Raw genomic sequence first — 11,238 nt, 5'->3', positions numbered from 1 at the left:
GGAAAACCGGTGGCGCCATGACCTGGTGTAGCCGTGAGCCAGTCGACGCCCGCGAGGCCGAGCAAGTGCGCGAACGCATCGAGCAGGCGCGACGCCAGCGTGAAATCGAACGCCAGCAGCGCCAGAAGAACGCCGCCGAATGGGCCAACCGCTGGTGGAGTCATGCCCGCCACGCCGATCCTGATCATGCGTACTTGGTCGCCAAGCAGGTGCGTGGCCACGGCCTGCGCCAGCGTGACAATGAATTGCTGGTGCCGCTCTACGCCAACGGCCAACTGGTCAATCTGCAGCGTATCGGTCCGGATGGCGGTAAGCGCTTCCTTGCTGGCGGTAAGGTCAGCGCCAGCTATTCCACGCTCGGAACCATCACGCCAGATCGTCCGCTTTGCATCTGCGAGGGCTGGGCGACCGGCGCCACGCTTCATCAGGACGGTGGATATACCGTCGCCGTCGCGATGAATTCGGGGAACCTCAAGCCGGTGGCGCTGGCGCTTCGTGCCCGGTACCCGAATCAGGAAATCATCATCGCTGGCGACGATGACCGAACAACCGAGGGCAATCCTGGACGCACTGCCGCCAATGCTGCTGCCGCACTTGCTGGCTGCCTGGTCACCTTCCCGGAGTGGCCCGCCGACGTGCCGGACACCCTCAGCGACTTCAATGATTTGGCCATATGGAGCAAAGCCCATGGCATCGCCTGAAAACAAAGTAGTGAGCCTTCGCCCAGACGCACCCATGGTCGTACCGGATCGCCCTTGCTGGGGCGTGTATGAGAACTGGGTGACGAACGAAAAATCCCGCAGGCTGCGGCCCGGTGTGTACTGGCACGGATTCAAACGTAGCGGCGCGGACGATGAAACAGACGAGGACAAGACAGACCGCCCGATCATTGATGAATGGATTGCCACCCCCGTGACCGTAGCGGCACGCACCACCAACAGCGAAGACGGTAGCGAGGGCCGATTCCTTCGCTTGGCAACCGAGAGCGGTACCAAGGAATGGATTATTCCCATGGAGGTGTTCGGTGGTAGCGGTGAAGACGCCAGGCGCCAGTTGTTCGGCATGGGCGTAATCATCGCGCTCAAGAAGCGCGGCCAGTTCATGGAGTACCTACTCGACCAGCGCCCCGACCAAGTGTTTGCCACCACTTGCCGCCCGGGCTGGCATGAGTCTGGCGCTTTTGTACTGCCGGGCCGCACCATCGGTAGCGACAAGGTGCGTTATCAGGCCAGCGGCAAAGGACAAAACCTGTTCAGCTTGCGCGGCGATCTTGAGGGCTGGAAGATCGAGGTCGCGGCTAAGTGTGAGGGCAACCCTGTTCTGACGTTGGCGATTGGCTGCGCGCTGGCTGGCCCGCTGCTGAGCCTGGTTGGCGTCCTCGGTGGTGGTGTTCATTTGGTGGGCGACAGCTCGAGCGGTAAGTCTCTCGCGCAATTGATCGCCTCATCAATCTGGGGAGACCCTGGCATCTTTGCCGCCAGTTGGGACATGACGAAAGGCGGTCTGGAGATTGAAGCATCCGGCCGCAACGACACCATGTTGCCCCTAGATGAAATCAAGCGCGCCGACCCAAAACGGGTACAAGAAATGGCCTACTCCCTCGCCAATGGCCAAGGTAAAGGCACCATGACTCGCGAGCGTGAAGGTCGGGCTAAGTTGAGCTGGCGCTTACTTACCCTTTCCAGCGGCGAACGCTCATTGTCGGAACACGCGGCCATTGGCGGAAACTCTGCTCACGCTGGTGCTGAGTTGCGCATGGTCGACGTTAATGCTGGCACCCGCGCTGAACGGGCCTTCGACAAGTTGCATGGGTTGGCGGGTGCCGACTTCCACCGCCTGCTGACCGTTGCTGTCGGCGCGCACCACGGGCATATCGGGCCAGCATTTGTGGAAAAGCTGCTCGCTAGCAATGATCGCCCCGGCCTGCTGAAAGACTTCGCCGATGTCCGCGCCAAGTTCACCGAGGACAACGCCCAGGCCGGACGGGTAGCGGACCGATTCGCAGTCATTGCCTTGGCTGCGGAAATGGCTATCACCTACGGCCTGTTGCCTTGGACGCAGGGTAGCGCCCTCGCTGACTGTCAGTTGCTGTATAGCGAGTGGTTGGACCGGGTAGGCAGCGGCAATGCCGAGGACCGCCAGATACTCGCCGGCATTGTTGATTTCATCGACAAGCACGGCAGTAGCCGATTCTCCAACGTGGATGACCAGACTGTCGACGCCAAGGTATTCAACCGCGCGGGCTACTGGGAACTGGTCGGCACCAAGCGGCTGTACCTCTTCAATAAGTCGGCATTGACTGAGGCTGCGTCAGGTTACGGTCTGAGCCGTGTAGTCAAAGCGCTGGAAGGTGCGGGAGCCTTGGCAAAGCGCGACACCGATCGGGACAGCCGCAAAACCAAGAAGTACCGCATTCCGGGTGGTGGTTCACCCCGACTCTACGTGATCGACTCCGAGGCCATAGACGGCGAAGGGGGCAGCGTATGACCTCTACTACGCCAAAACATCAATGCCCGACTTCACAGGAACCTAGTTTTGTGGGGAACAGGGGGAACGGGGGAACGGCCTTTAAAGCCGGGGCCTGTAGCTGTTCCCCCTTATTAGATGTATGGGGAACAGGGGGAACACAAACATGTTTTTGAATATAAGCGCGTCAGCTTTTCCGAGTATTTGGTTATCACTGTTCCCCCGAAAAAAAGGTGGGGAACAGAAACCCCCATCCAACCGCCCGGAAACATTGGTTGTTCCCACTGTTCCCCCGTTCCCCCGATTTTTTTTCACAGTCACATTTTGCATCTATGGCAATCCAGTCGAGGTGACGCAATGAGCCTCCTTTCCGGTCTGCTCGATCACATGCCACCGACCATCGCTGGTGCTGACAAACCGACCGCGATGAATCGCACCACGGATCGTCCACGTCTGGTGTCCGTCGAGCGTCCCGTCTACTTGCCGCCGCGTACCTACACCACCGCCGCCCATGCGACACCTGAATGGCGTAATGCCCGTGACCGATACCTAGCTCACATATTGGTGTGCCGGTCCTGTTACGCACCCACAAGCCGCCAGTGCCAAGCTGGAGCCGACCTGCGCGCCCTGTATGACGGCACGCCCATGGAGGCGCATCTATGACCCATGCCAGAACGGGCGCCCCCGAAACAAAACGGGCTGTAACAGTCGCTGTAACAGCAAATCACGCTGTTTCAGTTTCGGCATTCGGGCGAACTTCTGCGCCTTGCCTACACCACTTTATGGAGTCGCACCCATGACGCCGAGCCTCATCATTTCCCTGTGCAACATCGCCCTCAAGCCCGACACAAGCCCGTCCACGCGAATCATCACCACCCGGAGAATCTGCCGCCGCGTTGCACAGCAGATCGATTCGATCCACGCGGAGCGCCGCTCTATAAGGCGTGAAGCGACCAAGCTAAAGCTGTTCCTGCCATTCACGCAGCAGGCAATTACGGCACTGGAGCAGCAAGCACAGGAGCACCGAGAAGATGAACGCAGCGGTGCGCGCCGTGTATTGGCTGGGTTTGGAGATTCACTGCTGCTGGACCGTGAAGGGTTGGCCGAAGCCTTGGGCTTCGACCGGCTGTGCGACCTGCTGAACGTCAACACCAAGGACCGCGAGGAGGCCAGAAAGGAAGGCGCCAGCAGCTTGGAAGACCTTGTGTTCATCCATGTACTGGAGGACAGCGCGGAACGCCGCGGGCAAGAATGGAACGACGCGCCACTGTTCAGAGCGTGCCTTGCCACCGTGACAGGCTTCATCAAGGAATGCCCTGACCAGCTACCCGATATGTTCGCACCTGGTGCGCCGCTCGGTCCAAAGCTGCCTCCCAAACTGAGCTTGGTGTAGCCATGACCACGCCAGATATGAAACAGCGAGATTCAGCCTTGAAAACGAAACAGCGGGTTTCAGATGAGCAGCGCCGACTTGTGTTGGAGCTCCGCCGCCGTCATTCACTGCGCGAGGTAGCCGAGGCGACAGGCTTGCCGCTGGGAACAGTGAAGACGCTAGTTTCACGCTCGGGGGCATTCCGGGATAACGACCGGCACCGTGCTCTGTTCACCTTGCCGCCGATCAAGCTAAGTGGCGAAACCCTGCCCAGCGTCCTTGAGTTGCCGCCACAGGAAGTCGTCACGGGTGATAAGGAGGTGGACGCCGTGCTGTGGCTGCGCTCGATCATCAAGACCGGAAACGCCGCGCATATCGAGACCGCCCTAGCTGCGGCCAAGCGCATCAAAACCCCGCTCGACGAACTTGAGAAGCGGTATAGCCACCTGCTGTCTGATGCCGACCCTGGCAACTGGACGGTGGTGTTTAAGACCATAGGCTTTGCCAATCTGGAAGGGTTAGCCCGATCCGCCATTGCCGACCACCATGCCCGTGGCGAAGGCCGTGCGCGCTTCGGTGATCGCGCTCTGTTCGATACTGACGCCGAGGTGTTTTGTGCTGAAGTCTTGGACGGAGCCAAGATTGGGCAATACGGATCAATCGACGAGGCTGACATGGCTGTCCGCTTCAAGGGGCGCCCCGATCTGATGCCGCGTACATTGGCTGATTGCCTGTACGAACTTGATTACTGGCGCAAGTTGTACCGACTGCGGTGCGCGTTCTGCGACAGCTCCATAGACGCCGAGGGCTCACAGGAAGCCAACGCCCGTGAACATTTCGTGTTCGGATTACTCGCTGAGATCCGGCCGCGACATAAAGACGAGGCCAAGGCCGTTCTGCGCTATCTGGTCAGCAGTGATCGGCGCGACACGGAGGACGCAAATCGCATCATAGAAAATCTGATTGGGTGAGCACGTGGTAAGGCATTCGGCCCGAAGCCCTCCGCCGCTTAAAGTGATCCGCTGATGAAAAAACTACCGCGATTTCGGCAGTTTCCGCGCTACAAAAGCGGAACTAAAAGAACGTAGCGCGTGACGACGGGCAGTGACCAAGCGAACGTAGCTACGCCGCAGCAGCGAGGTGGTTTCTGGCTCTGCAATGCTGCGGAGTCGCCTCTCCAAATTACTCCGAACGCCCAGCGCATCTAGGCCAGACAGACCAAATCATCCGATTCAGATCAAACGGTCTGACTCGGAAGACCGCTCATGGTCATGCTCGCGTATTACACGATGGGCCAGTACTATCCAGCGCGACAGGGATTTCCCAGAGTCAGCCAAGGATATTTCATGCGCTCTATCATGGTTTTGTTGCTAGTGATTACATTGGCCGGCTGCGCGAGTAGCGGGCAGCGCATGGATGCGCAGACATTAAGTCGGATCGTTCCGGGCGCCACAACGAAAGACCAAATGATCCAAATGTTCGGCACCCCCATAGCCCAATCGTATGGGGTTGAGGGTAAGCTTTCCATGATTTGGGCATACGTCCATGTCGGGCCATTTGCGACCAACATCAAACAGCAAAACCTCGCCGTCCTTTTTAGCCAAGACAATCGTGTCGAGCGCTTCAGCCTCGTCGACAACGTGAACTCAGCGGCTGTAGAGCTGGCGCCGCCTGCGACTCTGCACGCGTCTGCTCCGGCTGCGCCGCTGACCGAACAATCTTACAAAGACGCCCAGGTGCAACAGCTCATGCAGAAGAACCTGCCGTACGAGGAATACCAGCGGCAGTACCGGGCAATCATGGCTGAATAGAGGGCGGGACGGGGATTTGTAGGGTAATCCGGCGAGAAATCAACTCCCGGCGACGACGATGGAAACTGAGAAAGGGATATTCCGTGAAAAAGCCATTTATCGAGCCTAGGCTCGTAGGTCATCGGTTTGACGACCATACAATTCCGCTCGAAATTCTCAAGGATCTAGCCGCTCTGGAAGAGTTTGTTGTGGCGGTAGCAAAATGGAAATTTGTCGAGCGGCATGGCCGCGTACGAACTCCTAAGGGATTCACCGACCATCTAGCCATTCATCTTGCTGCGGTAGTTGAGGGTAGCGCGAAGCCCAGTATCGTAATTGAGTATAACGACCCATCTGCTGACCTTTTTGCAGCCGCGAACGAAGATTATTTCTTTCAGGCGATAGTTGCGATCGGTAACGCTATCGATGCCGCAGAGCATGGGCAGCCAATCACAGATCATATTCCGGCCGCGCTTCTCGGGTACTTTGATCGGTTTGGTCGAGGGCTTCGTGACGGTGAGATATTAGAATTTCGCCCGGGCACTGACCGCCCTGCCCGGCTCTCTAAGCTCACGCGGCGTAGACTCCTGCTAGCCTCTCAAAACCAGGTACTTACAGATGAAATTACAGTACGAGGCCTTGTCCCGGAGATTGATCAGGCAAAAATGAGCTTTGAGCTCCAGATGGCTGACGGAAAGAAAATTACAGCCAAAATGGATGCAATCCACCTCGATACTATCCTGGAGGCTACTCGGGGCTTCCGTGACGGCGTTCGTCTATCAGTATCTGGTGTCGGTCGATTTGACAGGTACGAGCGGCTACACTCTCTAGATATGATAGAGGACGCAGCAATCCTAGAGCCAAACGATCCATCGGCACGCCTTGATGAGCTTCGACTACTCCGCGATGGATGGCTCGATGGTCTTGGTGTGGCTCCCCGGCCTGCGGATTTCGAATGGCTGGTTCTTTTTTTCCGAGAATCTTACCCCGACACCCTTCCATCACCATTTATCTACCCTACTGCTGAGGGAGGCTTTCAATTTGAATGGAGGCTAGGGCTTCAGGACGCTAGCCTTGAAATCTCCCCAGGTATGGATAGCGCTGAGCTTCATGTGCTGAATCTGGAAACAGGTGGCGATACCTACGATGTACTTGATCTAAAGGATCAGGCTGGCATTGATACATTGCTCGGTTTTATCTCTAAAGCAGCAAAGGGTGAAGTATGATGGATGATCAAACTCAGCTGCTGCGTCATGTTCACCCGAGCTTTGTGCAAGATGGAAAGATTACCTCACAGGTTTTTCGTCCAACGCCAAAGGATGATAAAAAGCTCTCTTCATATGACGGCGACCTGATCACGGCCGAGGCATCGTACGCTCACTTCACGGCCATGGCTGATTGCCGATCGGCAGGCGTAGTTTCGATCACGACAGCAGAATGCGAGGCCCTCGGACTGCCTGCCGTCGCCGACCCGGAAGAGTTCCCCGAGCATGTGCTGATTGATTTCAGTGATTATGAAAAGAAAGAAATCGAGAAGAAAGCAAAGATTCTCCGGGCTAATGCAGAAGCCCGCGATTGGCTCTATAAGCCATAGCTCACAGCCCGGCCAACCACCGGGCTTTTTATTGCCCGCGATTTGCTCGGCTACGCTCGCCCTCACGGAGTAAGTCGCCATGTTGGCGCCACCGCCGCCCCCTACTTGCGCCAGAGCTTCAAAACCAAGGCCAACAACCTAATCACACCAGACATTGGTACGAACGGTACGAACTGCCGGACATTCGTACCACCTGCCCTCCGCACTTCTAAAACCCCAAGCAAAAGCTTCCCCTCTCAAGCCAGTCACATATACCAGCAACATCAAATAACTGATGGGGCAAGGTCATGAGCAGCAACAGCAGACTGAATAGCGTGTGCGCGGCATCGATGCTGATTTCAATTGGTGGCCAGGCAAGGCCGGCGCAGGAGTGGGCCGCGATTCATGGCGTGAAATGGACAACCGTGAAGATGCGCAGGTATCGAGGGCTGGACTGGGATAAGGCATTTAAGCCCCAGCAGCAAGGCAGAAAGCCCAATTACCGTTGCGGTACGTGCGGGAAAATATGTGAGCCGGAAGGTATTTCTTTGGTTGCATAAAAATCTTAGTCACAAACTCTATAACTGTGGCTAAGCAATCAACCCAGCACTCCGGAGCATCGATAAAATGGCAATTGGCGACATCAACGGCGATACCGCCGACACCTATGCGACACTCGGCCCGCGCAAGCAAACCAGCTTTGACGCGACCAACACGCCTGCGAAGTATTTGGCGCCGCCTCCCGGGCAGCAGTCGCTAGAGCAATTGGCTCCGCCTGCCGGCCCAATCGGCCGTGCTCAGCAGCAATTGCCAGCGAGCCAGCCGAATAACCTCGGGAACATTGACCTGACGCCGCTAGACCCGGTGTCTGCGGCACAACAGCCCGCCAAGCTGACAGATGCGCTTCCTGGATTTTCGGCAGATCAGCCCGTTACGCCGCCAGCGCAACAGGCGCCCCAGTCGCAACCGAACAACCTCGGAAATATCAATCTAGCGCCGCTTGATCCTGTTGCGGCCGCACAGTCTGCTGCCCCCAGCAACTTGGCGAATGCGTTTCCGTCGTCGCCAGCACCGCAGCCCGCCACTGCTATCCAGCCAGCAACGCCCACCTCGCAGCCAAACAACCTTGGCAACATCGATCTGACCACGTTTGATCCTGTTTCAGCGGCGCAGCAATCCGGGCCATCTAACCTGGCGAATGCTTACCCCGTCCCGCCTACGCCGCAGCCTGGCGCGTCACAGCCAGCCTCGACCAGTGCCGCATCGCCTCCAGCAGTACCGGCATCTGGCGTATTTAGTACAGACCCGCTTATTAAGCAGCAGCAAATCGCAGCATGGAAATCGCAATCCACCGGGCAAACTGCGTTGTCGCAATTTGCTGACAAGGCTGTCGCCCCGATCATTGCCGCTGCGCCTCCAGCGGCCGCGAATCCCCCTAACGCACCGGCCTCGCCTACAGGGCTAGATTTGCTTACTTCAGGGCAAAAGCCTCCGGCAGCGGCAACGTCGACGGTTACTCCAGCGGCTACTACGCCGGCAGCGCCCGCGACTCCAGCTCAGGGGCCGGTTACTCCAGATCAATACCAGCCTACTGGCGCGAGTACTGATGCCAACGGCACCGTTCGGAAGGGAGGCCAGATCGTCGCGAAGACCGGCCCTAACGGTGAAGCCAGTTTCTCTAATGCTCCCACCGATCAAGCTGCCGCGCAGAATCTTGGAGACATCATCAACAATCCAGCTCCGCCAACTGCCAAGCCCGGCGCCAGCCTTGCATCTCTTGGCTCGGCTGCAAATCTCGGCGATGGAGTTGGCACATTCAGCCAGGCAGAGGCCGGTGACGCCGCCCTGTCCATGGGGAGATTCCAGAAGGCGCAGGACCTGCGCGATAGCTACAAAAGCCAGGACCGGCTTGAGCAGGCCCAAGGTGAGAAATGGCAGGCTGACCATACAAACGTCGTCCATGACACCAGCCATCGGCTAACAGCGTCCGAAAAGAAGACCGATGATGCGTACTCAGCGATGCGTGATAACGCTGACAAGAACGTCGGTGTGGCACAAGGGTTGGTCGATAAGCAGCAGTCTGGCCAAGCCGTAAACCAGCAATTACGCCAGGGGCAGCGACTGGAAGATGCTTACGTTGCAGCTACCGCGCCGAATGCCACACCAGAGCAGCACCAGCAACTCCAGACCTTGGTAGATCCTACTGGTACGAAGGGGATTGATCGCCAACTAAAAGTGGCAACTATCGACGAAAAAAATGCTTCCGCCGCCGCCAAGCTTCGCACTGCCAACAAGGCTGGAAATCTGCCGGTAGGTCTTCAAAAACTTGAAGACGGTGACATTGATGCGGTGAGCAATGTTCAGAGCATCAACACTCAGATGGGCAACATCCTCGGTCAGATCGATAACGGCAGCCTTGTGCTTGGCCCAGTTGAGAACAGGAAAAACGCCGCGAGAAATAGCGCTGGAATAAGTACTCCAGAAAGCGCGAACTACGCCTCGTTCATGTCATCACTGGAAAAGATCCGCAACGACAGCCTTCGCCTGAACAAAGGCCCGCAGACTGAGGGAGATGCTCAGCGGGCTTGGGCCGAATTGCTTTCCAATGTTAACGACCCGAAGGTTGTGAAGCAGCGTCTAGGAGAGATTCAAGTAATGAACAACAAGGCTGCTCAAGTCCGGTTGGGAATGATCAACAGCCGTCGCAAAAATCAGGGTGTGGGGCCGCTAAATGTCGACGACATACTTGGCGCGCCGCCGCAAGCGTCTCAGTCTGCCCAGACCCAACAGCGCGGCGCTACCGCTAGCACTCCTCCGCCGCAAGCAACTCAAGGTTCCGCCGCGCAACCCTCAGTAATCCCACAAATTCAGAATGACGACGACTTCAACAATCTGCCGTCTGGAGCGCAGTTTATCGATCCCAAGGGCAACCATCGGAGGAAACCATAATGGCCGCTTGGGAAAACGCACCTCTGATCGATCCGGCGGCCAGCACTTCGCCCGGCACTTCTCCAGCTCCCGCTGCTCGCTCTGCATGGGAATCGGCTCCCCTGATAAATCAGCCTGCTCCGACCCAAAACGCCACGCCGGATCAGCCAGCAAACGGCGGGGTCTTCAGTGACAGTAAGGGTAATGTAGGGGTGGGCACTGCTGCCATCCGCAGCACTGGTGACGGTCTGACATTTGGTCTTCAGGACGAAATTCTGGCTGGACTTGATGCCGCCGTTCAACCAGTAATACCCATCCCCGAAAACGGTTCGTCTGCTGATACCTGGCGTCAGCGTTACGATGAAAACGTGGCAAACCAAAGAGAGCAATTGAAGACCGGACAGGAGCAGCATCCGATAGCGTCCGCCATTGGCGGCGTAGTTGGGGCAATCGCTCCGGCGGTGGCCACCTTCGGCACCTCGCTTCCAGAGTCGGCCGCACTTGCCGTCGGAAAATCAACCCTCGGCAGGGCTACGATTAAAAGTGCGGGAATCGGCGCTACTCAAGGGGCCGCTTACGGGTTCGGCTCTGCGGAAGGCGACGTGACGGATCGTCTGCCTGGTGCTGGTGTTGGCGCACTGGTAGGCGGGGCTGTGGGTGCCGCTGCCCCGGCAGTAATTTCAGGCGTTGGCGCAGTTGCGCGCAAGATCGTTCCGCAGCGATTCCTCCCCGGCCAGAATGCTGGCGCCTCGGCGACACAGGGTGCTGAGGACGATATTCAGGCAGCGAGTCAGGGCGGCGCACCAAATCCGATAGTTGATGCCCAGCCAACCGGGCCTATTGCTGGCGCGCTAGATTCAAGCAAAAACGCCAAGCAGCACGTATATGACACCGTTAACGCCCCCGCCAAAAAGCAGGACGTGGCGATTGCCGATCTGGCTGACTACATTGCACCGCAACAGGATGTTGTAGACGCAATGGCGCGGCTAGGTATCCACAACCCGACGCCGGGCGAAATTACCAGCAATCCAGAAGTTCGCAGCCTACAAGGTGCTTTGGCTGCTCAAGTTAGCAGCCCACTGACTGCCCAGCTCGCCGGAAACCGCAGT

At 57.7% G+C, this 11,238-nt stretch carries 10 protein-coding genes and 1 pseudogene; all 11 read left to right on the top strand.

The window, feature by feature from the left end:
- Positions 1-701 (top strand): toprim domain-containing protein (locus M0974_RS21075; RefSeq protein WP_297841212.1); only part of this gene is annotated, 701 nt, incomplete at its 5' end.
- A complete protein-coding gene (locus M0974_RS21070; protein WP_297841209.1) occupies positions 688-2,487 on the top strand; it encodes a DUF927 domain-containing protein in 1,800 nt (599 codons plus the stop codon). The genes M0974_RS21075 and M0974_RS21070, both read left to right, overlap by 14 nt.
- Positions 2,488-2,823: 336 nt before the next feature.
- Positions 2,824-3,129: a hypothetical protein gene (locus M0974_RS21065; protein WP_297841206.1), complete on the top strand. Its 306-nt coding sequence runs from the start codon at positions 2,824-2,826 to the stop codon at positions 3,127-3,129.
- A gap of 133 nt (positions 3,130-3,262) precedes the next feature.
- The gene (locus M0974_RS21060) at positions 3,263-3,859 is read left to right on the top strand and encodes a hypothetical protein (RefSeq protein WP_297841204.1); all 597 of its coding nucleotides are present in this window, start codon (positions 3,263-3,265) and stop codon (positions 3,857-3,859) included.
- 2 nt (positions 3,860-3,861) lie between these two features.
- Entirely contained in the window at positions 3,862-4,809 is a 948-nt protein-coding gene (locus M0974_RS21055; RefSeq protein ID WP_297841201.1) for a hypothetical protein, read from the top strand.
- A 294-nt stretch (positions 4,810-5,103) separates the two neighbouring features.
- On the top strand, positions 5,104-5,649 hold the full coding sequence (locus M0974_RS21050; RefSeq protein ID WP_297841198.1) for a hypothetical protein: 546 nt from the start codon (positions 5,104-5,106) through the stop codon (positions 5,647-5,649).
- Positions 5,650-5,732: 83 nt separating this feature from the next.
- Complete coding sequence (locus M0974_RS21045) at positions 5,733-6,854, top strand: hypothetical protein (protein ID WP_297841196.1); 1,122 nt, start codon at positions 5,733-5,735, stop codon at positions 6,852-6,854.
- Positions 6,851-7,222: a hypothetical protein gene (locus M0974_RS21040; protein WP_297841194.1), complete on the top strand. Its 372-nt coding sequence runs from the start codon at positions 6,851-6,853 to the stop codon at positions 7,220-7,222. Before M0974_RS21045 ends, M0974_RS21040 begins: the two co-directional genes overlap by 4 nt.
- Positions 7,223-7,509: 287 nt before the next feature.
- Positions 7,510-7,761 (top strand): hypothetical protein, encoded by a 252-nt coding sequence (locus tag M0974_RS21035; protein WP_297841192.1) that lies wholly within the window; start codon positions 7,510-7,512, stop codon positions 7,759-7,761.
- 67 nt (positions 7,762-7,828) lie between these two features.
- Positions 7,829-10,150 (top strand): hypothetical protein, encoded by a 2,322-nt coding sequence (locus M0974_RS21030; RefSeq protein ID WP_297841190.1) that lies wholly within the window; start codon positions 7,829-7,831, stop codon positions 10,148-10,150.
- Positions 10,150-11,238, top strand: a pseudogene (locus M0974_RS21025) (hypothetical protein); the annotation flags it as partial. The gene M0974_RS21030 and the pseudogene M0974_RS21025, both read left to right, overlap by 1 nt.

It is taken from the genome of Pseudomonas sp., from assembly GCF_026224925.1.
Taxonomy (GTDB): domain Bacteria; phylum Pseudomonadota; class Gammaproteobacteria; order Pseudomonadales; family Pseudomonadaceae; genus Aquipseudomonas.
The sequence above is the reverse complement of the archived record's forward strand: the minus strand, read 5'-3'. Positions and strand labels throughout refer to the sequence as shown.

What these genes read in the sequence shown, in the direction of transcription:
- M0974_RS21035 (WP_297841192.1), top strand. Translation starts at nt 7,510, where the DNA reads ATGAGCAGCAACAGCAGACTGAATAGCGTGTGCGCGGCATCGATGCTG.
- M0974_RS21060 (WP_297841204.1), top strand. Translation starts at nt 3,263, where the DNA reads ATGACGCCGAGCCTCATCATTTCCCTGTGCAACATCGCCCTCAAGCCC.
- M0974_RS21030 (WP_297841190.1), top strand. Translation starts at nt 7,829, where the DNA reads ATGGCAATTGGCGACATCAACGGCGATACCGCCGACACCTATGCGACA.
- M0974_RS21065 (WP_297841206.1), top strand. Translation starts at nt 2,824, where the DNA reads ATGAGCCTCCTTTCCGGTCTGCTCGATCACATGCCACCGACCATCGCT.
- M0974_RS21070 (WP_297841209.1), top strand. Translation starts at nt 688, where the DNA reads ATGGCATCGCCTGAAAACAAAGTAGTGAGCCTTCGCCCAGACGCACCC.
- M0974_RS21050 (WP_297841198.1), top strand. Translation starts at nt 5,104, where the DNA reads ATGGTCATGCTCGCGTATTACACGATGGGCCAGTACTATCCAGCGCGA.
- M0974_RS21055 (WP_297841201.1), top strand. Translation starts at nt 3,862, where the DNA reads ATGACCACGCCAGATATGAAACAGCGAGATTCAGCCTTGAAAACGAAA.
- M0974_RS21040 (WP_297841194.1), top strand. Translation starts at nt 6,851, where the DNA reads ATGATGGATGATCAAACTCAGCTGCTGCGTCATGTTCACCCGAGCTTT.